The organism is Hominilimicola fabiformis (assembly GCF_020687385.1).
Lineage (GTDB): Bacteria > Bacillota > Clostridia > UBA1381 > UBA1381 > Hominilimicola > Hominilimicola fabiformis.
The window spans coordinates 55,507-77,166 of the sequence record NZ_JAJEQM010000010.1 but is presented as its reverse complement, the minus strand read 5'-3'; the positions used below and the strand labels follow the sequence as shown (position 1 = coordinate 77,166).

The 21,660-nt window shown below is 35.7% G+C and carries 33 protein-coding genes and 1 pseudogene; 24 read left to right on the top strand and 10 right to left on the bottom strand.

Features of this window, described 5'->3' with window-relative positions; all coding sequences use genetic code 11:
• Nucleotides 1-115: 115 nt before the first annotated feature.
• From sleB to LKE05_RS08405, 5 genes are all read right to left on the bottom strand, one after another.
• Nucleotides 116-772, bottom strand: coding sequence for a spore cortex-lytic enzyme (gene sleB, locus LKE05_RS08425; protein ID WP_308456530.1), 657 nt, complete (start codon nucleotides 770-772; stop codon nucleotides 116-118).
• Nucleotides 773-829: 57 nt separating this feature from the next.
• A complete protein-coding gene (locus LKE05_RS08420) occupies nucleotides 830-1,498 on the bottom strand; it encodes a ComF family protein (RefSeq protein ID WP_308456529.1) in 669 nt (222 codons plus the stop codon).
• A 1-nt stretch (nucleotide 1,499) separates the two neighbouring features.
• Nucleotides 1,500-1,745, bottom strand: coding sequence for a DUF6171 family protein (locus LKE05_RS08415; protein WP_308456528.1), 246 nt, complete (start codon nucleotides 1,743-1,745; stop codon nucleotides 1,500-1,502).
• Nucleotides 1,745-3,214: an alpha-N-arabinofuranosidase gene (locus tag LKE05_RS08410; RefSeq protein WP_308456527.1), complete on the bottom strand. Its 1,470-nt coding sequence runs from the start codon at nucleotides 3,212-3,214 to the stop codon at nucleotides 1,745-1,747. The genes LKE05_RS08415 and LKE05_RS08410 overlap by 1 nt, the downstream gene beginning before the upstream one ends.
• Nucleotides 3,215-3,554: 340 nt before the next feature.
• Nucleotides 3,555-4,067, bottom strand: a complete 513-nt coding sequence (locus tag LKE05_RS08405; RefSeq protein WP_308456526.1) for a cysteine hydrolase family protein — start codon at nucleotides 4,065-4,067, stop codon at nucleotides 3,555-3,557.
• A 133-nt stretch (nucleotides 4,068-4,200) separates the two neighbouring features.
• Between LKE05_RS08405 and LKE05_RS08400 the strand changes: the two genes are divergently transcribed.
• The 3 genes and pseudogenes from LKE05_RS08400 to LKE05_RS08390 form a co-directional block, all read left to right on the top strand.
• Nucleotides 4,201-4,395: a spore coat associated protein CotJA gene (locus LKE05_RS08400; RefSeq protein ID WP_022228918.1), complete on the top strand. Its 195-nt coding sequence runs from the start codon at nucleotides 4,201-4,203 to the stop codon at nucleotides 4,393-4,395.
• Complete coding sequence (locus LKE05_RS08395; RefSeq protein ID WP_308456525.1) at nucleotides 4,395-4,655, top strand: spore coat protein CotJB; 261 nt, start codon at nucleotides 4,395-4,397, stop codon at nucleotides 4,653-4,655. The genes LKE05_RS08400 and LKE05_RS08395 overlap by 1 nt, the downstream gene beginning before the upstream one ends.
• A pseudogene (locus LKE05_RS08390) lies at nucleotides 4,655-4,858 on the top strand (manganese catalase family protein); the annotation flags it as partial. The gene LKE05_RS08395 and the pseudogene LKE05_RS08390, both read left to right, overlap by 1 nt.
• Before the next feature lie 48 nt (nucleotides 4,859-4,906).
• Here the strand turns inward: LKE05_RS08390 and LKE05_RS08385 are convergent.
• The 5 genes from LKE05_RS08385 to LKE05_RS08365 all read right to left on the bottom strand — a co-directional run bounded on the left by LKE05_RS08385 (nucleotide 4,907) and on the right by LKE05_RS08365 (nucleotide 8,436).
• Nucleotides 4,907-6,487 (bottom strand): recombinase family protein, encoded by a 1,581-nt coding sequence (locus LKE05_RS08385; protein ID WP_308456524.1) that lies wholly within the window; start codon nucleotides 6,485-6,487, stop codon nucleotides 4,907-4,909.
• Between the two features lie 2 nt (nucleotides 6,488-6,489).
• Nucleotides 6,490-6,633, bottom strand: a complete 144-nt coding sequence (locus LKE05_RS08380) for a hypothetical protein (RefSeq protein WP_308456523.1) — start codon at nucleotides 6,631-6,633, stop codon at nucleotides 6,490-6,492.
• A 634-nt stretch (nucleotides 6,634-7,267) separates the two neighbouring features.
• Nucleotides 7,268-7,636, bottom strand: a complete 369-nt coding sequence (locus LKE05_RS08375) for a hypothetical protein (protein ID WP_022228923.1) — start codon at nucleotides 7,634-7,636, stop codon at nucleotides 7,268-7,270.
• A gap of 13 nt (nucleotides 7,637-7,649) precedes the next feature.
• Nucleotides 7,650-8,027: a hypothetical protein gene (locus LKE05_RS08370; protein WP_022228924.1), complete on the bottom strand. Its 378-nt coding sequence runs from the start codon at nucleotides 8,025-8,027 to the stop codon at nucleotides 7,650-7,652.
• A 40-nt stretch (nucleotides 8,028-8,067) separates the two neighbouring features.
• The gene (locus tag LKE05_RS08365) at nucleotides 8,068-8,436 is read right to left on the bottom strand and encodes a helix-turn-helix domain-containing protein (protein ID WP_022228925.1); all 369 of its coding nucleotides are present in this window, start codon (nucleotides 8,434-8,436) and stop codon (nucleotides 8,068-8,070) included.
• 415 nt (nucleotides 8,437-8,851) lie between these two features.
• Between LKE05_RS08365 and LKE05_RS08360 the strand changes: the two genes are divergently transcribed.
• From LKE05_RS08360 to LKE05_RS08260, 21 genes are all read left to right on the top strand, one after another.
• Nucleotides 8,852-9,055 carry a helix-turn-helix domain-containing protein gene (locus tag LKE05_RS08360; protein ID WP_022228926.1) on the top strand — a complete coding sequence of 68 codons (204 nt, stop codon included), beginning with the start codon at nucleotides 8,852-8,854 and terminating at the stop codon, nucleotides 9,053-9,055.
• Nucleotides 9,056-9,087: 32 nt separating this feature from the next.
• Entirely contained in the window at nucleotides 9,088-9,576 is a 489-nt protein-coding gene (locus LKE05_RS08355) for a hypothetical protein (RefSeq protein ID WP_022228927.1), read from the top strand.
• Between the two features lie 43 nt (nucleotides 9,577-9,619).
• Nucleotides 9,620-9,784, top strand: coding sequence for a hypothetical protein (locus tag LKE05_RS08350; protein ID WP_022228928.1), 165 nt, complete (start codon nucleotides 9,620-9,622; stop codon nucleotides 9,782-9,784).
• Between the two features lie 204 nt (nucleotides 9,785-9,988).
• Entirely contained in the window at nucleotides 9,989-10,195 is a 207-nt protein-coding gene (locus LKE05_RS08345) for a hypothetical protein (protein ID WP_022228930.1), read from the top strand.
• A gap of 401 nt (nucleotides 10,196-10,596) precedes the next feature.
• Nucleotides 10,597-10,845 carry a hypothetical protein gene (locus tag LKE05_RS08340; protein WP_308456522.1) on the top strand — a complete coding sequence of 83 codons (249 nt, stop codon included), beginning with the start codon at nucleotides 10,597-10,599 and terminating at the stop codon, nucleotides 10,843-10,845.
• Between the two features lie 91 nt (nucleotides 10,846-10,936).
• Entirely contained in the window at nucleotides 10,937-11,092 is a 156-nt protein-coding gene (locus LKE05_RS08335) for a hypothetical protein (RefSeq protein ID WP_022228931.1), read from the top strand.
• Nucleotides 11,082-12,035 (top strand): DUF1351 domain-containing protein, encoded by a 954-nt coding sequence (locus LKE05_RS08330; protein ID WP_308456521.1) that lies wholly within the window; start codon nucleotides 11,082-11,084, stop codon nucleotides 12,033-12,035. Before LKE05_RS08335 ends, LKE05_RS08330 begins: the two co-directional genes overlap by 11 nt.
• Complete coding sequence (locus tag LKE05_RS08325; RefSeq protein ID WP_308456520.1) at nucleotides 12,025-13,038, top strand: recombinase RecT; 1,014 nt, start codon at nucleotides 12,025-12,027, stop codon at nucleotides 13,036-13,038. The genes LKE05_RS08330 and LKE05_RS08325 overlap by 11 nt, the downstream gene beginning before the upstream one ends.
• On the top strand, nucleotides 13,025-13,660 hold the full coding sequence (locus tag LKE05_RS08320; RefSeq protein WP_308456519.1) for an MBL fold metallo-hydrolase: 636 nt from the start codon (nucleotides 13,025-13,027) through the stop codon (nucleotides 13,658-13,660). Before LKE05_RS08325 ends, LKE05_RS08320 begins: the two co-directional genes overlap by 14 nt.
• A gap of 17 nt (nucleotides 13,661-13,677) precedes the next feature.
• Nucleotides 13,678-14,406 carry a putative HNHc nuclease gene (locus tag LKE05_RS08315; protein ID WP_308456518.1) on the top strand — a complete coding sequence of 243 codons (729 nt, stop codon included), beginning with the start codon at nucleotides 13,678-13,680 and terminating at the stop codon, nucleotides 14,404-14,406.
• A 1-nt stretch (nucleotide 14,407) separates the two neighbouring features.
• Nucleotides 14,408-15,364, top strand: a complete 957-nt coding sequence (locus LKE05_RS08310; protein WP_308456517.1) for a DUF4373 domain-containing protein — start codon at nucleotides 14,408-14,410, stop codon at nucleotides 15,362-15,364.
• Entirely contained in the window at nucleotides 15,361-15,915 is a 555-nt protein-coding gene (locus tag LKE05_RS08305; RefSeq protein WP_308456516.1) for a replicative helicase loader/inhibitor, read from the top strand. The genes LKE05_RS08310 and LKE05_RS08305 overlap by 4 nt, the downstream gene beginning before the upstream one ends.
• A complete protein-coding gene (locus LKE05_RS08300) occupies nucleotides 15,899-16,072 on the top strand; it encodes a hypothetical protein (protein ID WP_308456515.1) in 174 nt (57 codons plus the stop codon). The genes LKE05_RS08305 and LKE05_RS08300 overlap by 17 nt, the downstream gene beginning before the upstream one ends.
• Nucleotides 16,069-16,311 (top strand): hypothetical protein, encoded by a 243-nt coding sequence (locus tag LKE05_RS08295; RefSeq protein WP_308456514.1) that lies wholly within the window; start codon nucleotides 16,069-16,071, stop codon nucleotides 16,309-16,311. Before LKE05_RS08300 ends, LKE05_RS08295 begins: the two co-directional genes overlap by 4 nt.
• On the top strand, nucleotides 16,311-16,703 hold the full coding sequence (locus LKE05_RS08290; protein WP_118445946.1) for a DUF1064 domain-containing protein: 393 nt from the start codon (nucleotides 16,311-16,313) through the stop codon (nucleotides 16,701-16,703). Before LKE05_RS08295 ends, LKE05_RS08290 begins: the two co-directional genes overlap by 1 nt.
• 15 nt (nucleotides 16,704-16,718) lie before the next feature.
• Complete coding sequence (locus LKE05_RS08285) at nucleotides 16,719-17,591, top strand: N-6 DNA methylase (RefSeq protein WP_308456513.1); 873 nt, start codon at nucleotides 16,719-16,721, stop codon at nucleotides 17,589-17,591.
• A gap of 13 nt (nucleotides 17,592-17,604) precedes the next feature.
• Nucleotides 17,605-19,014, top strand: coding sequence for a ParB/RepB/Spo0J family partition protein (locus LKE05_RS08280; protein WP_308456512.1), 1,410 nt, complete (start codon nucleotides 17,605-17,607; stop codon nucleotides 19,012-19,014).
• 20 nt (nucleotides 19,015-19,034) lie between these two features.
• Nucleotides 19,035-19,298: a hypothetical protein gene (locus LKE05_RS08275; protein WP_308456511.1), complete on the top strand. Its 264-nt coding sequence runs from the start codon at nucleotides 19,035-19,037 to the stop codon at nucleotides 19,296-19,298.
• Between the two features lie 4 nt (nucleotides 19,299-19,302).
• Nucleotides 19,303-19,641, top strand: coding sequence for a hypothetical protein (locus tag LKE05_RS08270; protein WP_022229656.1), 339 nt, complete (start codon nucleotides 19,303-19,305; stop codon nucleotides 19,639-19,641).
• Between the two features lie 81 nt (nucleotides 19,642-19,722).
• Nucleotides 19,723-20,652 carry an SANT/Myb-like DNA-binding domain-containing protein gene (locus LKE05_RS08265; protein ID WP_308456510.1) on the top strand — a complete coding sequence of 310 codons (930 nt, stop codon included), beginning with the start codon at nucleotides 19,723-19,725 and terminating at the stop codon, nucleotides 20,650-20,652.
• Nucleotides 20,649-21,656, top strand: coding sequence for a tyrosine-type recombinase/integrase (locus LKE05_RS08260; RefSeq protein ID WP_308456509.1), 1,008 nt, complete (start codon nucleotides 20,649-20,651; stop codon nucleotides 21,654-21,656). Before LKE05_RS08265 ends, LKE05_RS08260 begins: the two co-directional genes overlap by 4 nt.
• Nucleotides 21,657-21,660 lie beyond the last annotated feature (4 nt).

The following is a 21,660-nucleotide window of genomic DNA, read 5'->3' as shown; positions in this document are numbered from 1 at the left end:
AATCATTATTGTTATTCTTCTTTAATTTTCTGCGGCCGTCTATAACGACCAAAAGCAGAAATATTACAATAAGAACAGTCAATACAATAGCTTTTGCAGACATAATTTATTCTCCTTATTTACAGAAAACGTGTTTTCCGATAGTTTTAATAATAGGTCTTGTACGGATCCATGAACTTGTTGCTGTGGATGGGTTGTAGTAATATATTGCACCGCCTGTCGGATCCCAGCCGTTCAAAGCGTCACGCGCGGCATTATAGCAAGATGATTGTATCGCTTTGTTAATCTGTCCGTCGTCAACGGCGGTAAATGCACCGGGTTGATATACAACTCCTGCGATTGTGTTCGGAAACGAGGAATGACGTACGCGGTTTAAAACAACAGCACCTACTGCCACTTGCCCCTCATAGCTTTCACCTCTTGCTTCACCATTTATAACCATTGCAAGAAGTGTTGTATCATTAGAATATGAACTTGATGATGAGCCTGTCGGCAAACCTATTTTTGAAAGTGTTGCGGGACCTGAGATACCGTCGGCGGTAAGACCGTTCTTACGCTGAAATTCTTTCACCGCATTGGCGGTACGCCAACCGTATATTCCGTCAATATTTCCGCTGTAATATCCCCAAGACTTAAGCCTTGTTTGAATATTTGTGACTTCCTGACCTCGCGAGCCTATCTTTGACAATGCGAAAACGGTACTTTCGCAAAACACACAACATATTACTGTTGACAATAAAATTACCGATATTCGTTTAGATATATGTTTCATAAGAAATCCTTTCTTTCTTGATGTAATATATATCTATTTTTAACGGATATTTTGTTTTTAATACGCAATTATAGGTAATTTTATTTGAACGTGAATTGCAAGCGTCAAAGCACATATTTGTTCAGCACCGTTATTCGCCAATTCTCTTGCACAAGACTGAGCAGTGTTTCCTGTGGTGTAAATATCGTCAAAAAGCAATATTTTCTTACCGTCACATTTTTCTGTGCATTTGAATGCACTCTGAACATTTGTAACACGTTCCGTTCGTACAAGTGAACTTTGCTTTTTAGTTGCTTTTGTGCGGATAAGCAAATCTGTACGCATAGGTATTTTTAAATACTCCGCAACTTCTTTTGCTATAAGTTCGGATTGATTGTAACCGCGTTCCTTTAAACGTTTCTTGTGCAGAGGAACCGGAACGATATAATCAAATGTATCCCATATATCATATGAATCAAGATAATTTTTCATCATATCGGCAAGTAATTTTGCATAGGCTTTGCAATTTGAGAATTTTAAATCAAGTATAACTTTACGCATACTTTTTGTGTATTCAAAGGGCGACATTGTGAAAGCGATATGTTCCGTACCTTGATAAGGTGAGGCGTATGCCGTTTTGTCAAGATTTTCAAAACAGTGTCGGCATATGCCGATTTTACCGTTTATAAGGTGAGCGGTGTCGCTCTTTTTTCGTTCGTCACAAAATACACAAATATATTTACTCATATTACCACTTTTTCTTCGGACATTTGCCGTCCGATAATCTCGCTCTTACCTGCATAACACAGCCGCATACACCGCACGTTGAGCCGTACATAAAATCATCGCAGTTTTGACAAATATCAAATCTGTTTTTATATACATCACTGCTTACAAGCCGTACACTTTTCATTGAAGTGACTTGCTCAACCATTTTTTGAATATCGTCTTCGGAAAGAACGGTTTTTAATCTGCACCGTTTACATTTTGCCATTACTTTAATGTTATTACACAAGCACTCATTTTAGGCAGCTTGAATGAAAGTTTACCGTTTTCAAGTGATACATCAAACTTTTTCGGCTCAACTGTGTTCGGTGCGTCAAATGTGTTGCAGTCGTTCATATGCTCCGATACAAGAATTTCTCCGTCTGCAACAGAAAATTCACCGTCACGCAAATCAAGCTCCATATCTTCGTCACTGTTAAGACTTGTGTTGCAGATTGAAACAGTCATTTCACCGTTTTTCTTTGAAGCGGAAATGCTGATTTTAGGGAACTTCAAGCCGTTGATTTCCTGTTCTTCACAGTCATAGTCAACGTCAACTCTTTCGCCGTCCATATGACCTTTCATCATTCTGAACAAGTGATATGTAGGTGTAAGCACCATTTTTTCACCGTCCGTAAGAATCATTGCCTGAAGTACGTTCACCATCTGTGCAATGTTAGCCATCTTAACACGGTCGTTGTGCTTGTGGAAAACGTGAAGTATAAGCATACCGCTTATAACGTCACGCATAGTATTCTGCTGATATAAAAATCCCGGATTAGTTCCAATTTCAACATCAAACCAGTTGCCCCATTCGTCTACGATAAGGTCGATTTTCTTTTCCGGATCGTATCTGTCCATAATTGCAGTGTGAACGTTTATAACTTTGTCCATCTTCATAGCGTTAGCCATAAGTTTATACCAACCGTCATTGTCAAATTCGGTTGCACTGCCTTTGTTTTCCCAAGCACTTTCAAAAGTATAGTTGTGCAGAGAAATACCCTCTGTTATATGACGGATATTCTGCATTAATGTTTCCATCCAACGAGTATCGTCAACATTCGGACCGCCTGCAATTTTGTAGATTGGCTCATCGCCGTAGTTTCTTATAAATGTTGCATATCTCTTGTATAGGTCGGCGTAATATTCGGGACGCATATTACCGCCGCAACCCCAGTTTTCATTGCCGACACCGAAGAATTTTAACTTCCAAGGCTTTTCGCGGCCGTTTTTACGGCGTTCGTTTGCAAGCGGTGAATCACCGTCAAATGTCATATATTCAACCCAGTCACGCATTTCCTGTACAGTACCGCTGCCGACATTTCCGCATATGTACGGCTCTGTTCCGAGCTGTTCGCAAAGCTCAAAAAATTCGTGTGTACCGAAGTGGTTGTTTTCGACAACACCGCCCCAATTTGTATTAACCATATAAGGACGCTGTGATTTTTCGCCGATACCGTCACGCCAGTGATAGTCGTCCGCAAAACAACCGCCCGGCCAACGCAATACCGGTATTTCAAGCTCCTTTAAAGCGTTTACAACATCACAACGCATACCGTTCTTGTTAGGTATGTCCGAATTTTCATCAACATATAATCCTTCATATATACATCTGCCAAGATGTTCGGCAAATTGACCGTAAATATATTTGCTTATCTTTCCTTGATTTCTTGCTGTATTTATTATTGCTTTTGCCATTTCATTTCCTCTCTTTCACATACAAAAAATATCCGTTTTGATTATACTATGACCGAATTTCAAATGCAATATGTTAGAAAAAATAATCTGATATTTAATACTTTTTTCTGATTTTTAAACAGACTGCAGACAAAACCTTTATGGTTTTGTCTACTTTATTTTGGGAGTTTGAGGTGTAACCTCAAGTTATAATCATTTCTGACGACATGTGCGGCAGAAATGGCTTAAAATCTAAAGTTTCGACTTTGGAGGAACTTTAGATTTTTTCTTTGAAAATACTCAAAAATTACATCATAAGATGTGATTTTTGGAGCTGTCGACATTTTGTCGACAGGCTCTGTTAAAGTACTTTTATGAATAAACCTTTCATAACGTCAAGTGATTTTTGATGCATTTCTTCGTCTGCCGCGGCGGTAAGAGATGAGTCGACAATTATTTCGGAATTCGGACAAGCCGATTTTGCCATAACGGCATTTGAAAGTACGCATATGTTGCTCACAAGTCCGCAAAGCTCTATTGTATCGAAGTCTTTGCCCTCAAGATACTTTGCCATTTCAAGCGACGGGAATGTATTTTTTTCAAAACATAGCTTGCCTTTTAAAGCGTCGGCTAATCCGCCGTAAAGCTTGTGACCGCCGGTTCCTTTAATGCAATGGGGAACAGGCAGACTTTTACCCTCTGCTGTGGTGAGATAGTCGTCAAAATGAGTGTCTAAAGTATATATTATTTCGTCATTTTGGTATTCGGCGATTTTTTCTAAAATGCCTTTTTCAAGCTCTTTTGCCTTGTCAAAACCAAGACTTCCGCATACAAAATCGTTTTGGTAATCTACTACTATAAGTAATCGTTTCATATTCATTCACTCCTTTTTCATTATTATAACTTAAATCAAGGTATATGTAAATAAAATTCACCTTTATTGGTATAAAATCATACTATATATTACGGATATGTAAATCCGAATTTGAAAAAAGGAGTTGTTATAAATGTCAGAATCAAATAAACCGAGCTGCCCTTATCCGAAGTGCGGTTGTGTCGGCTACGGTTATGTTCCTGTGCAGGAAATGGAAGAAGTTTATGATGATTGTACAGGGCTTATGCAAGGTACGATATTCCCTGAACTTGATTTGAATATGTGTGAATACGGTAAGGTTTGTAAACAGTGGGGAGGCGGTATGTGATGGAATGTTCAAGAGTTGAAATGCTGAAAAAAATTCAGTGCAGTAATTTTGCCGCTTATGATATGCTTTTGTATCTTGATACCCATTCGGACGATAAAAAGGCATTCAGAATGTTTCAGGCACTTGTTAAGAAAACCAAGGAATTGAAATGTGAATATGAAGAAAAATTCGGCCCGCTAAACCAGTTTTCAACCGCTATGCAGGATAAGTTTAACTGGCTTGATAATCCGTGGCCGTGGGAAAAGGAGGATAATAAGTAATGTTTAGTTATAATAAATTTCTTGAATTTCCGGTAAAGGTTTCAAAACCAAATCCACGTCTTGCAAATGTGGTTATAACTCAATACGGCGGTCCAAACGGTGAACTCGGCGCGTCACTTAGATATTTGTCGCAAAGATATACTATGCCCGATGAAGTTTCAAAGGGGTTGCTTACGGATATAGGTACGGAGGAATTGGCACATTGAGGTTATCTATAATATAAAAGCTGCTCAACAGTGAACAGCTTTTCATTATGTAATATATTTCGGAATTTTCGGATAAATTGTGATATTGAAATTATCAAGGTTGCCTTTTTTTGAACGTTCTTTTTTTGTATAGACAACTTTTTCAAGAACATCTTTCAGCATATCATTTTTTGCTTTTGGGGAAGGCAAGTCATGATAAACCTCAAGCAGTTTTTCTACTTTGGGGATTATATTGACAGCACTGTCTTCGCGGGTGATTTCGGTCTTAAGTTCTTTATCTAATATGGCGATATGTTCTTTAACTTCGTCCATTCGCAGGGATAAGGCTCGTGAACGTTCAAGAAATACATCAGTGGTGTATATGCCTTGCTCCAATAGGTCATGTGTTTTGCTTATTTGCTTATTTAATGTATCAAGTTCGTGTTGTTCTTTTTGTAATGCTTTTTTCTTTATGGAAACCTGGGAAATTCGTTCAACAGGGGGTGAAGTTATATCCCATGATATTTTATATTCTCCTAACCATTCTTTAAGGGATTGAAGAATACGTTCTTCGACAACTCGTAACTGTGAGCCTACGTTGTTACAAGTCGGTTCACTGCAAATTAACATATCGGGGTATTTTGTATGCGGTCGTCTAACCATATGCCGTCCGCAATCACCACACACAACAATGCCGCTCAATGAGTTTTTTACTGTATTTTTTTCGCCGATAGGACGTGCAGGGTTATGCTGCATTAAGTCTTGAGCTATGTCGAATGTTTCTTTGGATATAATAGGTGGATGCAATCCTTTGCAAAGCATATAATCTGTTGCCCGCGGTCGTGAAATATGGAGTTGACCGTCTATCATCTTTTTTTGTTGTGGTCGCCAGTTCCAGCGAATCATACCTATATATACCGGATTGATTAATATATCACGAATAGATGCTACTACCCATACTTTGCCTCGCTTTGGTGACACTTTCATTGTATTAAGACGTTTGGCAATAAAACCTGTGCCCAGCCTATTAAATGTATTATCCGATTGTTTTTCACCGACAGTATATAATTCAAAAATCAATCGGACAACATCAGCCTCTTCCTTGTTAATCTCAAGAGTCCAGCCTTTATCGTTTTCAATACGGATCCGATTGTATCCGTACGGTGCTTTATTGGCAACATATTTTCCGTCTTTTACTGAAGCCATTCGGCCACGTTGTAAACGTCGATTAATTGTTTTATATTCACGGCGTGACATAAACAAACCAAATTCAAAATATTCCTCGTCAAATTCGTTGTTCGGATTGTAGGTTTTTATTGGAGTAATTATTTTTGTATCGCTAAATTTGAATGTTTGAGCAACAATACCTTGGTCTATGGTGTCACCTCTTGCCAGACGCTCTACCTCCATAACCAATACACCGTCCCATATGCCTTGCTCTACCTCCTGCAGTAATTGTTGCATAACAGGACGGGCGGCAATAGTTTCACCGGAAACAATTTCACGATAAATAGCAGTGATGTTTAAATTAAGTTTTTTCGCAAGGTCCAATAATGCTTTCTCATGACGAGCCAATGTTTCGCCCTCACCTAGTGCTTCTGCTTCACTGTCGGCACGAGATTTTCTTAGATATAAACAATATTGCATAATCAGTCATCCTTTCGCTTTTCATCGGTTTTACGGTTTTGACGAAGATTTCTTATAAAAATCAGTACAAGTTCAGCTTCTTCAACGGTAAGTTGGTTAAATAGCTTTACCATTTCAGAATATTCGTCATTGTTTGATTTATTCATATATGTACACTTCCTTTATTTGCATTACAGTTATTTTACAACTATATTACAAAATAAAGTTGGTTTTGATAGAAAATATCTAATTTTGATATATTTAACAGTAAAATGGGTATAAAAATAAACAACCGGTTATTTTACGGTTGTTTATTATTTTTTTCTCAATATAAATATAAAATAATGATAAGTATACATCTGCAAGTTACAGGCAAGTTAGAAATAAACTATATTTAGTATTATACACAAGGAAAAATATAAAAGGTTGTTACTACATAGTGATTTGATATATTTGTCGGCAAATTACCGGCAAGTTAAATTATGCACATATAGGATAGCACAACTGATAAAAAGTATTTTATACTTTTTATATTCCGTTCTTTATAAAAATATTGACAAATTATAAAATTACAATTACAATAACAATAAAGTTACTAATGGACGGTGATTAATTATGTTAAGTGATTTCTTATTTAAAAGTATGTCATTTTTTTGTACAAAGAAAGAAGCATTTTATTTTTCTTTAGGTTTTTACTGGTGTATAATGACGTATATCATGGCTTATTGTAAATACTTGCAAAAGAGATATTTATTAAAGGCTGAGATATTGGTGTTGGCGACTTTAGTGATTATTATGATATTATAGTAATTCTACTAAATCACCTATCTCAATGAGTTTGTTATCAATGTTGTATCCACCGGTGATTTGAGATAAATTTACATTTAAAGGCGAGGTGACTTCACGTTGTCTTAGGGTTTCAAAAGGGTCAAGAGCATTCACTGTTTTAGTTTCATAATTTTTACATATACTCATATGTTCATATACATATTCGACAGTGATAGTGGCTTTGATATAATCAAGAGTGCCAAGCACTTCATTTGTATCAGGGTCTACTATTTCCTCACTGTTTTTTTCAATAACTCTTAATATATCACCTGTCTGGACCTCGTTTTTTCCGGCGTTTATAACAATTCTTTTATCGCTAATTATTTTTATTACTTTAAACATAATACAATTCCTCCTATAATCGATTTTTTAATTTTTGCAGAAACTCATAAATATATATAATTTTATCATTTGTATCATTAAGAGTTGAAACATAAAATAAATTTTCAATTTGCTGTATTATATCATTCATAACAGCATTGGAATGTTGATATTCTTTTATATTTTGTTCAAGTCCTTTTCTATTTTTATTAGATTGACGTAATTCCTTTTTTACTTTTTTATATTTTATTAATAGTTTGATATTAAATATAATTAATATAATTAATATTACAATCATACATATATAGATTTTCTGGTGTAGAGAAAGATTAGGTATAAGCCAAGATAATATGCCTGTTATTCCTGATAATATACTAATTAAAGTTAGAATATTAGACAAGATGTTTTTCAATATACCACTTCCTTATTGTTTCAATGTGACTTAATTAATTCTATTTATCATTTTTCTCGTTTTTTGCTCTTTGACTAATTAAAAATAAAATATATTCTTGGACTTTTTTTCTTTCTTCTTTTGTTAATTGCTCATATAATTGTCTACTAAAAGCATTCATATCAACATTATCAAATATATTTATTGCTTCTTTGGGTAAAGGGGATTTATCATCTGTTTTTTCGAGCAAATAGTCAGCGGAAACATCGAAGAAATCAGCAATTTTATCAATATATTTCATATATGATTTGCTTCTACCGTTTTTCCAATCAGTTATAGTATGTTTTGTAACACCGATGTTTTCGGCAAATGTTTTTTGTTGAATGCCTTTTTCGGTAAGCAAAGATAATATTTTATCTAAAGTGTTCAAAATTCACACCGCCAATCTATACAAATTAAACAAAGTTGTAAAAATTCACACCAATAGTATTGACAGTGTGAATTATTCACACTATAATAACATTATAAACAAAATGTGTTATGAACTTTATCAACTTAAATGAAAGGAGTTATTGTTATGTCAAATAGTTATATAGACAAGAAGTTAGATAAACTATTGCCTATTAAAGGATATCAATACACAACTGCGAAATAAGTGAACAGAAATACTGTTCTGAATTCCATCAAGCACAACCAAATTCGGTCTGCAAAAAGTAATGTTTTGCATAAGGATTGGCTAAGCAGCATTCACTGTTAATTAGTCCCTTCATCAATATGTGTTATATACAAACAGTGTAACACAATTATACAAAAAAGTCAATTTGATTTAAAGGAGGTGTTTATTAATGAAGAGAAAATTATCCCCTTGGTGCAAAGAGGTTAAAAAAGCTATGATTGATAGAGATATGTCGATAGCAGATTTAGCGGCGGAACTTAATCTTTCAAGTGCATATGTAACAAGAATTATAAATGGAACTTTTATTATTCCGGAAACTAAAAAACGCATATCGAAGTATCTGGACATTTCATCTGAACTAATTTCATCATAACTAGATTATAACATGAAAGGTAGGTGAAATAAATGGGAAGTAACCCTACAAAAGCGGCCAACAATATGTACTGCAAGTGCAGATTGGCGGCGGCAAAGTACAATGACAAATTAAACAGTCGTGAGGGAGCGGCGGAAATGTTGGGATTATCAAGTTCGACTTTGGCAAGTTACGAATTGGATTTGACAAAGGTCGTACCAGTCGAAAGCATTATGATGATGGCAGATGTATATAATGCACCCGAATTAAAAAATTGGTACTGTTCCAATGTTTGCCCTTTGGGTGCTGAATTTCCGAAAATCGAAATTGAGGATTTGGACAGGCTTACAGTCAAAGCATTATCGACATTACGCGAGATATCAAATGTGAAAGAAGACCTATTAGATATAACCGCTGACGGTGCTATATCTGTCGAAGAACGACCGAAATTAAATAACGTCATAAAAACATTAGATGAAATATCTAATGTGGCTCAATCACTGAAATTATGGGCGAAAAAGAATTTGTCAAAAACAGAATAGGACAATTTGTGATGTAAATATATTAAGTTGGGAGGTGGATTATATGAGTGAATTTGTTGAAGAATTTAAGATTGGTAACACCAATGTAAAAATTGCAGATGATTATTGTCGTGATAAAACACCGGAAGATGTTAATGCAATTCTCAAAAGAATTGGAGTAAATGCTTTACCGCATTTTGCAATGAATAAACAAGATAAGGCAGGGTAGTAATTATGAGCGGTTATTTACGAAATAAAAAAGAGAGCGTGACGCTCTATGCGTACACACTCCCACAACCAATATCATTATAACATAGCTCATTAATTATGTCAAACAAGAAACGGAGGATAACAATGATACAGATAGGTTTGGCAATGGTGTCATTTGGTATAGGTATATTTATCGGAATGAAAATTATTGGAGGTAAAAATAATGGACGACGCAATGAAGTTGATAATTGATATATGGAATAGCTTAAGTCCGGAGGGTCGTAAGTTATGGATTGGAGAGGGACAGGTTTTACCTACACTTAAAAACGGCAGATATGCAGCTAAGAAAAAGCCACAAATAATAAAACGCAAATTTGATGCGAAGTGGAATGCTGACACAAATCAAATTTTGGCAATTATAAACAAGTAAATAATAAATAAAATCTCGCAGGCAGATATGAGCCGTCAACTTTTAATATGTAAGACGTCCCATAAAACTTATTTTTAATAGGTTGGCGGTTCTGATGTGTCTGTGAGATATAGGACAAGCCTTATAAGCAGATACGGACAGGGTTGTTAAAATTATAAATTAAAACTAAATCCTATGAATTAATTTCCATACAGTTCTGCTGTTAAAACTATTACTTATTATCCGAAATAAATATGTATAGCAACCCTGTCTATATGTGCTTATAAGGTACAAGAAAGCGAGGGATTAAAACTGAAACAAAAGCACGAAAAATTGGAGTATATCATATCAGTTGTCATATTCAGCATGATATTGATAGGTTTAGAAAGTTTAATGATGATAATAATGGGAGGTGGCAAATTATGAAATTTTACTTTACATTCGGATTGGTTAATCAGCCTTTTACAGGTGGTTGGGTTGTTATCAACGCAGATAGCCGAGCTCAAGCGTGTATGCTATTCAGAGCAGCATTTCAGCCTGATGATGAAATGTTGAATTGTTGCAGTATTTATGAAGAAAGAGAGTTTAAAAGAACAAAAATGTACCGAGAAAATGATAATTTTGGTAGTGCATGTCATTGCGAATTGAGCTTAAAAATTGAAAAAAAATAGACCGCAGAGTTGCAGCTCAATGCGGTCAATGCAATCAGGTACATATCAATATACCATATTTTTATTCTATCAGAAATGAGGTGAGTTGTCAATGATTTTTAATAGTGATAGCTATGACGCACTTATGGCAATGGAAGAAGCAAGAACAGGTCATTACGGCGAAGATTATTTTGATAATGGCAGACCGGATGATTATTGGGACGTAATGGCTGACGCAAAGTATGAGGAGGAACGAGATGAACGATAAAGAAGAAATGATTATCGTAAAAGATAATCCGAATTTAATAGTTATAAACCAACTTCCGGTCATATCGGAACAGTTGGATATGGTAAAAGCGGAAATTCAAAGACGTACTGCATTTGCTGACACTGTTACAGTATCAGAGGAAAATAGACAGGAAATCAAAAAAATGCGTGCGGCTATGAATGCTGAAAAATCAAGACTTGATGATGTATATAAAACGGCAATTGAAAAAGTTATTGCACCGATACAGGCGGTGCAGGACAAATACAAGGATTGTGTAGGACTATATACAAAAGCCAATTCGCAACTGAAAGCCAAAATTGATGTTATCGAAGATGGATTAAAACTCGCAAAAGAAAATTCGGTAAAAGAGTATTTTGAAGAATTGGTTACTGCCAAAAATATTGATTTCATTTCATTTGAACAATTAGGCTTGAAAATAACATTATCAGTATCGGAAAAAAAGCTAAAAGAGCAAGTAAATAATATTGTAGAGCGTGTAGCAACCGATTTAAAGGCTATTGATATACAAGAAGACAAAGAAGAAATTTTGGTTGAATACAAGAAACATCTAAATGTGTCGGAGGCAGTAAGCACCGTTGCAGCACGTCATAAAGCCATTCAAGCTGAAAAAGAAAGAAAAATAAAGCAGGAAGAACAACGTGCAAAGCAAAAAGCAGCTGCACGAGCCGTTGCGGAAGCAGCAAGACAACAAGCACAGGTACAGTCGGAAAGTGACAATGAAGAAACTGTACAAGCTGTAAAAGAACCTGTACAGACAAAAGAACAGCTTGCACCTCCACAAGTATTCAAGCCGACAGAAGCAGAGATTAAACCGCAAGAGGAAAAAATATTTATGTCACAGTTTAAGGTATACGCCACACTACAACAGTTCAGAGAACTGACAGAATTTATGAAGAGAAAGGGTATTCGTTATGGCAAGTAATATGCAAAAACCGAAATTCAGTGTAGCGATAACTACACCGGCATACAAAAAATTGATTAATAACACGTTGAAAGACCCTCAACGTGCCAATAACTTTATAGCAAATGTATCAACAGTAGTTGCGAATAATCCACAACTGCAAGAATGTGAAGCAAGTACAATTCTTTCTGCTGCATTTTTAGCAGATAGTTTAAATCTTTCTATGTCACCACAGTTAGGCTATTGCTATTTAGTTCCGTATGAAACGGCTCTAAAGGACAAATACGGAAAAACAATGTGGATGTTAGATGAAAACGGCAATCATATATTGGATAACAATGGCAAGTGGAAAAAACATACCGTGAAAAAGGCACAGTTCCAAATGGGTTATAAAGGATATATCCAACTTGCTCAAAGAACAGGTAAGTACGAAAAGATTGTAGCTTTACCAATAAAAGAGGGCGAATTAATCAGCCGAAATGAACTGGAAGAAGAATATAACGTATGCTTGATTGAAGATGAGTATGAAAGAGAACAAGCAAGGACAATCGGTTATTATGCAATGATAAAGACAACTGATAATTTTCGCAAAGCAATATATTGGCCAATTCGCAAAATGATGGCTCATGCCGATAGATATTCTCCCGCATTTAGTGCGGAAATGTACGAAAAAATACAAAACGGAGAAGTCCCTGAAAAAGATATGTGGCGATATTCTTCATTCTGGTATAAAAACTTTGATGAAATGGCTATAAAGACAATGCTTAGACACATTATATCAAAATGGGGTCCTGTATCAATAGAGATGGAAAAGGCAATTCCGGCAGACCGTGAAGAATCAGAATTTGATTATACATATGCTGATAGTGATAATCAGATATTACAACAATCTGAACTTGATATGGTAGGCAATACTGACGATTTTAAAACAATAGATGAAATGGATAACAGAGAGCAGACCGAACAGGAACAAAGCGGTAGTGAGATGACCGAGCAGGAGGCGATAGATATTGATTCGATATAGTATCATAGCCACAGGTTCTAAAGGTAATGCAGTTAAAATTGATGATATATTGATAGATTGTGGTGTATCTTTCAAAAAACTTAAAGATGTGTACAAGTATATAAGATTGGTACTACTGACACATGAACACTCGGACCATTTCCGACCGTCAACCATACGAAAGTTGGCGGCGGAACGTCCGACTTTAAGATTTGGTTGTTGTCGTTGGATGGTTCCCAAGTTGATAGACTGTGGAGTTTCACCGACACAAATTGATGTATACGACATAGGAAAAAGATACGATTATAAAGTATTTGCTCTGTCACCTATCAAACTATATCATGACGTTCCGAACTGCGGATATAGGCTATATTTCGGACGAAAGAGAGTGCTATACGCAACAGATACCCGAACCATGGAAGGTATCAGTGCAAAGGGATACGATTATTACTTTATTGAAGCAAATTACAAAAAAGAGGAAATTAAGCGTAAAATTGCAGACAAAAAAGAACAGGGCGAATATGCGTATGAGGTGCGAGCCATGAATGAACATCTGTCGCAGGAAGAAGCTGAAGATTTTATATATTCAAATATGACCTCGAAAAGCAGATATATCTTCTTGCACGAACACATTGATAAATAACAAGGTAGGGGATAAGAATGTCGCAGATAACAACAGCAAAAATTGTAGAGTATGACGGCTGTAATATGCTGATAATTCCACAAGAACCGATAAGCTGTGAGATGATTAGAAAACAAGTGAAAAACGTTGAATTACGGTTATGCGACGGTCGGGAATGTACGTCTGAACAACGAAGAAAAATATTTGCAATAATCGGAGAGATTGCTGATTGGAGCGGACATGACAGTGAAGATTTGCGTAAATACTTTACATCAAATTATTGTATGGATAATGACCTTGAGTATTTCAGCTTATCCCCAAAAAAGCCTAATTTAGCGGATATGGAAACTGCAACAGGTTTTATATCTTATTTGATAAAATTCTGTTTTGAATGGAATGTACCGACACTCGATACCATGCTTAATCGTGCCGAAGAAATCGGTAAATATTTATATATGTGCTTGGAGCATAGGAAGTGTGCTATTTGTAATGATAAGGCAGAAGTACATCACTTAGACGCTGTCGGTATGGGTAGGGATAGAAATGATATTGTTCATGTAGGTATGAATGCTATTGCGTTATGCCGCAAGCACCATATACAGGCTCATAATATGGGCAAAAATGAATTTTTAAAACAGTATCATGTATATGGAATAATACTTGATTCGTACTTATGCAAAATACTAAATTTAGGACGAAAGGCTGTATATAACGAGCTGTTTGAACGTGATAAACAGTTTTTGCAGCTTGAGGAGGTGAGAGAATAATATGGCAAGACCCTTGAAAGATGGGGTTGATTATTTTCCAAAAGATACTGATTTTTATGCAGATGATAAAGTGCGACTTTTAAGAGCGGAGTTTGGCTCGAAAGGAATGTATCTTTTAGACTACATATTATGTGACTTATACGGCAAAAATGGATATTTCATCAAATGGGATAAAAACAAGTGCTACCTTGTGTCAGACGGTGCGGGATGTGGTTGTTCTCCTGAGTTTGTTGCAGAGTTTATTTCCGGGTGTATCAGATGTTCTTTCTTTGATAAAAGGGTGTTTGAAATGTTTGGAGCATTGACATCTGTGGGTATCCAGCGGCGCTTTATAAGAATGTTAAACAGCCGCGAAAATTTCACGTTTATTGAAGAATACTTTCTGCTTGATATATCTGATAAAAAAGATGTACCACAAGGTATTCTTAATAAACTTGCATTTAAAAAGGTTTCCGATAAAGAAAACGAAGTTAAAAGTAAAGATAACCCCAATAAAAGTAAAGATAATTCACAAAGTAAAATAGAAGAAAATAAAGTAGAGGAGAGTAGAGTAGAAGAAAGTATAATAGATGACTCTCACCGCCCACCTGCACCATATGAGCAAATCAAAGATATGTATAACAACATATGTACATCATATCCTAAATTACGCTCAATGTCAGATAGTCGAAAGAAAGCAATTAAAGCAAGACTTAGACAGTACAGTATTGACGATTTCAAATGTCTGTTTGAGAAAGCGGAAAATAGCAGTTTTTTAAAAGGTGCAAATAATCGTAACTGGTCTGCCACGTTTGATTGGCTGATAAAAGATTCCAATATGGCTAAGACGCTTGACGGAAATTATGACGATAGACCTATGCAAAGAAATGATTATAATGCCGGTGCAAGAAAAAACAATAATCTATTTCTTGATTTACTTGAAAACAGTGAATTTGATAACGGAGATGATATATTATGACATTTCAAGAAACTGCTAAAATTATGGCGGTATTTAGGGCTGCATATTCACGCTACTATGCAAACATAGACGTGGAAGAAGCAAGACGGGTAACAACATTATGGGCGTCTATGCTTGCCGATTACAGCTATGAAACTGTTTCAAATGCAGCTAAGGCATTGATTGTATCAAGCAAGTTTCCACCGACAATAGCCGAGGTAATAGAAAAAATACAGCTATTAACCAAAGAACCGGAACTGACGGAGGGCGAGGCTTGGAGCATGGTGCGAAAAGCTATCCGTAATGGAATTTACGGATATAAAGAGGAATATAGAAAATTGCCTGACAAGGTAAAAACGGCAATAGGAAACCCTCTGATGATACACGAATGGGCTAAGGTAAGTGCAGATGAACTCGATACCGTAGTAGCAAGTAATTTTATGCGGAATTTTCGTTCACAAACGAAAAGCAAACAGGAATATGAAAGTTTGCCACAAAGCGTAAAAAAATTTGTTGAGGAAATATCCGCAAAAATGCCGAAACTGGAGGAAGTAAATGAGAGGAATAAATGATATAAGAATAACCTTTGAAGAAAAAATCAACAAGTATGCCGTAAAGCAAATACAACCTCATATGATTAACGCACTTGCAGTAATGTTATGTGATGAGGCTGTAAACGAAACGTTATTTAGTTTAGGCACAATAGAAAATATGGAGGTGATCGCATGAAAAAACGCAGTTGCAGAATGACTGATACAGAAAAAGAAATGCACGATAGGGCAGTTAAAATTCGCAAAATGACAGATGAGCAGTTGTGTAAATACATAGATGATACACAAGGCAAGAATGATACACGGGATAAAAGTGTGAGTAAGTTTTTAACTTGTGTGGCAGGAATGAAAGGTATAGGTAAAACAACAGAAAATAAATTATATTATCTGGCAAGAGAAAAGGGGTTTATTGATTAATGCGTTGGAGTGAAGCGGAGTATGCACGATATATTCAGAATACGGAACAAAACACAAGCAGTCCAAAGCCTAAAAATAAATACTCTTCTCAAAAAACTTGGATTGATGGTATATGTTTTGACAGTAAAAAGGAAGCCGATTATTATTGTCAGTTAAAGTTGCTTACAAGAGCAGGAGAGATAAAAGGTTTCTGTCGTCAAGCAAGATTTGTTGTGACAGAGGGTGTAGGGAGTATAGAACGAGGTACTGAATATGTTGCAGATTTCGTAATCTTCAACAATGACGGAACAAGTCGCATTGTTGACACGAAAGGGGTGAAAACCAATGAATTCAAGTTAAAAATGAAATCGTTCCGAGAAAAGTATCCGACTCTTAAAGTAGAGTTGGAATAAAGGAGTAGATAATTGATGGGTAAAATAAGAACTCGAAATCAATATCAAGCCGAGTTTGTGAAGTGTATTCAGAAATTCGGCGGTAAATATCAAACATGGGAAATATTCGCTGATTTCATATCAATGTTTGCCTGTGCCATATCAAATGGCATAGATAGGGTGCATTTCAAACCGAGAGAAGAAATGTATATGCAAATTATTCGCAAATACACAAATGAAGAACAGGCAATCTTTCCTGAGATGATGGGTCATGTCATTAATGGCATGGAGGAAAACAGGGATTGCGATTTCCTTGGTGAGTTGTATATGGCTCTGGACCTGGGAAGCCATTGGAAAGGGCAGTTTTTTACACCGTATAGTTTGTGTAAAATGACTGCTCAATTACAAAAAAATGATATAGAACAAGAAATAAAAGCAAATGGATTTGTATCTGTAAATGACCCGGCATGTGGAGCAGGCGCATTGCTGGTTGCGGTAGCAAATACTGCGGCAGAAGAAATAAAACAATTTAATTGGCAAAATCACATCCTATTTGTTGCTCAAGATATAGATGCAGTTACGGCCAAGATGTGTTATACACAATTATCTCTATTGGGGTGTGCCGGGTATGTTAAGATTGGCGATACAATGGCGAATCCAATAACGGCAAACGAGTCATTGTATGAAATGACAAAAGAAGATAGTTGTTATTGGTATACACCAATGTATTTCAATGATGTTTGGAATTGGCGAAGAATGTTTCATATGTTTGATAAAACCATGCAAAAAAATATAACGATAACAAATAATGATGAAAAAGAAAAGACCGCCCAGCCAGTAGAAAACTCGCAAGATATAGATAGAAACGAGTTTAATACCGAAAAGAACGGTCAGCTATCATTATTTTGAAAGGAGTTTGGATATGGAAACTACAAATCAAAATAACTTAGACAAAATTATATCACAAGATACAGAGAAAATCAATAATGACGAACAGACAAAATCTGAAATCGTGTATATTGAAGTTGATAAATTACATCCACATGACGCAAATCCTCGAAAAAATATAGGTGATGTAACGGAACTGGCGGACAGTATAAAGAAAAACGGTATATTGCAAAATCTTACGGTTGTTCCGGCAACAGGTTATTGGTACGGTGAATATACCGTAATAATCGGTCACAGACGTTTGGCGGCGGCAAAACAAGCGGGATTGAAAACTGTACCGTGCGTTATTCGTGAAATGGGCCCAAAGGAACAGATAGCAACAATGTTGCTTGAAAATATGCAACGTTCGGATTTGACTGTATATGAACAAGCTCAAGGAATACAGATGATGTTAGATTTGGGCGAAACGGTTGAAACAGTTGCAGAAAAAACTGGTTTTTCCGAAAGCACTGTAAGACGTAGAACTCGTTTGTTGAAGTTGGACAGTGATGTGTTCAAGGAAACCGAGGGCAGACAGATAACCATGTCGGAGTATGATAAGTTATTTGAAATTAAAGACGATAAAAAGCGAAATGAAGTGCTTAAGACTATAGGAACCAATAATTTTGAGAATAACCTATTGCGTGCCGTCAATGCGGAAAAAGAGATAGAGAAACGAAAACAGCTATTTGAAAAATTAAATAAAATTGCTGAAAAGATAACGGATACAGACGGTTTAGTATATGTTAGTTGGTGTGCTAATGTAGAGAATATAAACGATTTTTCAATTCCTGACGATACAAAATTGTATTATAAATGTTATGGAAGCGGTGTAGGTGTATCACTATACCGTAGCCGTACGGCTGAAGAAGAACAGACCAGGCAACAAATACAAAAAGAACAAGTGGAACAAGCAGAACGAGAAAATAAGATTAAGGAAGAAAGGGATAACAGAATACAAAGGCTTAAGGAAGCCACGGAACGTGCGTATAATCTCAGACGAAATTTTGTGAAAGATTTTAAACTGAATGAAAAAGCCACTTCTAAGAATTTGGAAAATTTTCTTATTACAGCGTTGTTGGAAGATAATTGTTTTGATGTAGAGAAATTTCTTAATATGTTAGATGTCGAGTATGATGAAGATGATATTTCAGACACCCGAGATGTTCAAAGAATATATAATCTTTCAAGTAAAACGCAACAGAATAAAATGGTTATTGCAGGTTATGTATTATACGGTGACAACACTGTAACGAATTGCTTTGATTATAAGGGGTGTTATTGTGGGAATGAAGAACTGCAACGACTTTATGACGGATTAACAACGATAGGATATGAAATGTCAGATGAAGAAAAAGCCCTAATGGACGGTACGCATGAATTATATACCGCTGAAGATGAATAATTGATAAAGGAGAGATTAAGATGACAAATATTATAAAATGCAGATTTTTGGATAAAGACAGTGAACCGAGAGGCAGAGAATACAGCTATAAAACAGAAATACCTGTTGAAGTCGGTCAAATAGTAGATGTACCTGCACCACGTCAAAGTGACACTGACAATGAATTGAAAACAAAATCAGTTATCGTATCACAAATAAATGTGCCGGAAGAAGAAATTGCGACCTTTGCGGATAAGGTTAAAACTGTTGTAGGTATTCATACGGAAGATGAAAAGGAGAATTAATAAAATGCACACAACGGAACAAAGGAGAGAAATTTTCAAAAGCTGCGAAAAGGAAATGTTATTTCTTCATGAAATAATGGGTAATAAAAATATGTCGGAAATTTTACGTCCGATGATTAAAGAAAAGTTTATGGACATGAATTATAAAATGGCAGAAATGTATATGGAGGATATCGGAGAAGTAATCCAGCTACTGCCTCGTTATGCGGTTCCGTCAGTTATAGCAACTCTAAAGCTTATTTTAGAGGCTTTGGAAAAGGACATGACTGAAAAGGATAAAATGGTGGCACAAGAAATTAAAGAGCGAGGGGCAGTTGCTATTATAAGACATAAGATAAAATAAAAAAATTACAATAGGAAGTATCTGACTATTATTTATGTAGTTGGGTACTTCCCGTAATAAAACTTGTATTGGAGTGATTCCATGAACAGAAAATGGACCAAAGAAGATGTTGAATATCTCAAAGAGAAATGGGGAACTGTTTCAATTCCATACATTGCCCAAAAACTAAATCGCAGTGTCAATGCTATAAAATTAAAAGCGGGAAGATTAAATCTTGGACCTATGTTGGAAAACGGATCATATGTAACATTAAATCAAGTGGCAATAGCATTGACAGGAAGACCATTTTCTTCATACTACAAGAAGTCGTGGATAGAAAATAGAGGTATGCCTGTTCACAACAAGAAAGTTATGAATAATACTTTTAAAATTATCTATTTAGATGAGTTTTGGAAATGGGCTGAAAAAAATCGTTCATTTTTAGATTTTTCAAAGATGGAGCCGTTGGCTTTGGGCAAAGAGCCTGGATGGGTAAACGAACAACGTAAGAAAGACTATAAGTCAAACGCACTACAAAGAAAAGACCAATGGACACCATATGAAGATGATAAATTGCGATATTTATTAAAACAACAGAAATATGGGTATGCGGAAGTTGCCGATATACTTCATCGAAGTGAGGGGGCAATACAACGGCAATGTACGGACCTTGGTATTCGCGAACGTCCAATAAAAGCGGATACAAGGAGGAATCCGTGGACTGATGATATGCACCGTATTGTTGTAGAAGGTATAAAAAACGGTGATTCATATTCGCTGATAGCAAAGCGTATAGGAAAGTCAGAAAGAGCAATAAGAGGAAGAGTATACAACAAATATTTAACTGAGAATGCTGATAAAGTTAGAGCTATGATTGGTGATGGTCAGTGGGGCGATAATGTTCCGGAACCGAATGTTAAGCAAGCATTATATTTATCTCACACAAGAGGGAAGTGCCAAAAAAGTCTTACGGATTTAGTGGAATTATTGAAATATCGCACATTGTGTATGATGAAAGAGGTACATAAATGATAGATAGAATTGCAAATGAGGTAGCAATTCAGTGCATGGATTGCGGAATTATAACGGATATACGACAGTTTAAGGATATACTTGTTATGGCTTTGAACAATTACACAGTATCACCTAAAGAAAAAGCTATTGCGGTATATGATGACTTGAGCAAAGGATACAAAATGTTCTTTGTCACGAAGAAAGTAAAAGGCTTATCTGATAAGAGCCTAAAATATTATAAATGTGTTATAGATGATGCAATGATAAGAATAAATAAGCCATTAGACAGAATTACGGCTGATGATATTCGGTATTTGTTGGCTTGCAAAAAGAGAGATGGCAGAAGTAATACAACATTGAATAATATTAGACGTGTATTATGCTCGTTTTTTAAATTCTTGGTGAATGATGATTACATTGTTAAAGACCCTATGTTAAATATAGACGTTGTAAGGCAAGAAAAAGTTGTGAAAAAGCCATTTTCACCAATTGACCTTGAAAAAATACTTGATGTATGCCGAAACGATAAAAACGAGTTGGCAAGACGCAGAAACATAGCGATGATAGAGTGCCTTTTATCAACAGGCTGCAGAGTAGGTGAGATAAGCTTAATAAAAATTGAAGATGTTGATTTTCGTAAAGGCGAGTGTATTGTACATGGCAAGGGCAACAAGGAAAGGAAAGTCTTTTTTAATGATAGGTCAATATTAAGACTATCCGAATACATAGATTATCGAAAAGATAATTGTGAGTATCTGTTTTGTTCTCTAAAAAAACCGTTCCAAAGATTAAATGTGGGTGGCGTAGAAACGAATATAAGAAATATCGGTGAAAAAGCTGGTGTAACAAATTGTCACCCGCATAGATTTCGTAGAACAATGGCATGTAATGCACTGAAAAAAGGTATGCCGATAGAGCAGATACAAGCATTGCTCGGACATGAAAATATTGAAACAACGAAAGTATATTTGTGTATCGATACAGATAAACTGGCAGTCGAACATAATCGATATTTAGGATAAGTAT

Excerpts from the sequence above, each read along its gene's own strand:
- sleB (WP_308456530.1), bottom strand. The coding sequence starts at position 772 with ATGAAACATATATCTAAACGAATATCGGTAATTTTATTGTCAACAGTA.
- LKE05_RS08420 (WP_308456529.1), bottom strand. The coding sequence starts at position 1,498 with ATGAGTAAATATATTTGTGTATTTTGTGACGAACGAAAAAAGAGCGAC.
- LKE05_RS08415 (WP_308456528.1), bottom strand. The coding sequence starts at position 1,745 with ATGGCAAAATGTAAACGGTGCAGATTAAAAACCGTTCTTTCCGAAGAC.
- LKE05_RS08410 (WP_308456527.1), bottom strand. The coding sequence starts at position 3,214 with ATGGCAAAAGCAATAATAAATACAGCAAGAAATCAAGGAAAGATAAGC.
- LKE05_RS08405 (WP_308456526.1), bottom strand. The coding sequence starts at position 4,067 with ATGAAACGATTACTTATAGTAGTAGATTACCAAAACGATTTTGTATGC.
- LKE05_RS08400 (WP_022228918.1), top strand. The coding sequence starts at position 4,201 with ATGTCAGAATCAAATAAACCGAGCTGCCCTTATCCGAAGTGCGGTTGT.
- LKE05_RS08395 (WP_308456525.1), top strand. The coding sequence starts at position 4,395 with ATGGAATGTTCAAGAGTTGAAATGCTGAAAAAAATTCAGTGCAGTAAT.
- LKE05_RS08385 (WP_308456524.1), bottom strand. The coding sequence starts at position 6,487 with ATGCAATATTGTTTATATCTAAGAAAATCTCGTGCCGACAGTGAAGCA.
- LKE05_RS08380 (WP_308456523.1), bottom strand. The coding sequence starts at position 6,633 with ATGAATAAATCAAACAATGACGAATATTCTGAAATGGTAAAGCTATTT.
- LKE05_RS08375 (WP_022228923.1), bottom strand. The coding sequence starts at position 7,636 with ATGTTTAAAGTAATAAAAATAATTAGCGATAAAAGAATTGTTATAAAC.
- LKE05_RS08360 (WP_022228926.1), top strand. The coding sequence starts at position 8,852 with ATGAAGAGAAAATTATCCCCTTGGTGCAAAGAGGTTAAAAAAGCTATG.
- LKE05_RS08355 (WP_022228927.1), top strand. The coding sequence starts at position 9,088 with ATGGGAAGTAACCCTACAAAAGCGGCCAACAATATGTACTGCAAGTGC.
- LKE05_RS08350 (WP_022228928.1), top strand. The coding sequence starts at position 9,620 with ATGAGTGAATTTGTTGAAGAATTTAAGATTGGTAACACCAATGTAAAA.
- LKE05_RS08345 (WP_022228930.1), top strand. The coding sequence starts at position 9,989 with ATGGACGACGCAATGAAGTTGATAATTGATATATGGAATAGCTTAAGT.
- LKE05_RS08340 (WP_308456522.1), top strand. The coding sequence starts at position 10,597 with ATGAAATTTTACTTTACATTCGGATTGGTTAATCAGCCTTTTACAGGT.
- LKE05_RS08335 (WP_022228931.1), top strand. The coding sequence starts at position 10,937 with ATGATTTTTAATAGTGATAGCTATGACGCACTTATGGCAATGGAAGAA.
- LKE05_RS08330 (WP_308456521.1), top strand. The coding sequence starts at position 11,082 with ATGAACGATAAAGAAGAAATGATTATCGTAAAAGATAATCCGAATTTA.
- LKE05_RS08325 (WP_308456520.1), top strand. The coding sequence starts at position 12,025 with ATGGCAAGTAATATGCAAAAACCGAAATTCAGTGTAGCGATAACTACA.
- LKE05_RS08315 (WP_308456518.1), top strand. The coding sequence starts at position 13,678 with ATGTCGCAGATAACAACAGCAAAAATTGTAGAGTATGACGGCTGTAAT.
- LKE05_RS08310 (WP_308456517.1), top strand. The coding sequence starts at position 14,408 with ATGGCAAGACCCTTGAAAGATGGGGTTGATTATTTTCCAAAAGATACT.
- LKE05_RS08305 (WP_308456516.1), top strand. The coding sequence starts at position 15,361 with ATGACATTTCAAGAAACTGCTAAAATTATGGCGGTATTTAGGGCTGCA.
- LKE05_RS08300 (WP_308456515.1), top strand. The coding sequence starts at position 15,899 with ATGAGAGGAATAAATGATATAAGAATAACCTTTGAAGAAAAAATCAAC.
- LKE05_RS08295 (WP_308456514.1), top strand. The coding sequence starts at position 16,069 with ATGAAAAAACGCAGTTGCAGAATGACTGATACAGAAAAAGAAATGCAC.
- LKE05_RS08290 (WP_118445946.1), top strand. The coding sequence starts at position 16,311 with ATGCGTTGGAGTGAAGCGGAGTATGCACGATATATTCAGAATACGGAA.
- LKE05_RS08285 (WP_308456513.1), top strand. The coding sequence starts at position 16,719 with ATGGGTAAAATAAGAACTCGAAATCAATATCAAGCCGAGTTTGTGAAG.
- LKE05_RS08280 (WP_308456512.1), top strand. The coding sequence starts at position 17,605 with ATGGAAACTACAAATCAAAATAACTTAGACAAAATTATATCACAAGAT.
- LKE05_RS08275 (WP_308456511.1), top strand. The coding sequence starts at position 19,035 with ATGACAAATATTATAAAATGCAGATTTTTGGATAAAGACAGTGAACCG.
- LKE05_RS08270 (WP_022229656.1), top strand. The coding sequence starts at position 19,303 with ATGCACACAACGGAACAAAGGAGAGAAATTTTCAAAAGCTGCGAAAAG.
- LKE05_RS08265 (WP_308456510.1), top strand. The coding sequence starts at position 19,723 with ATGAACAGAAAATGGACCAAAGAAGATGTTGAATATCTCAAAGAGAAA.
- LKE05_RS08260 (WP_308456509.1), top strand. The coding sequence starts at position 20,649 with ATGATAGATAGAATTGCAAATGAGGTAGCAATTCAGTGCATGGATTGC.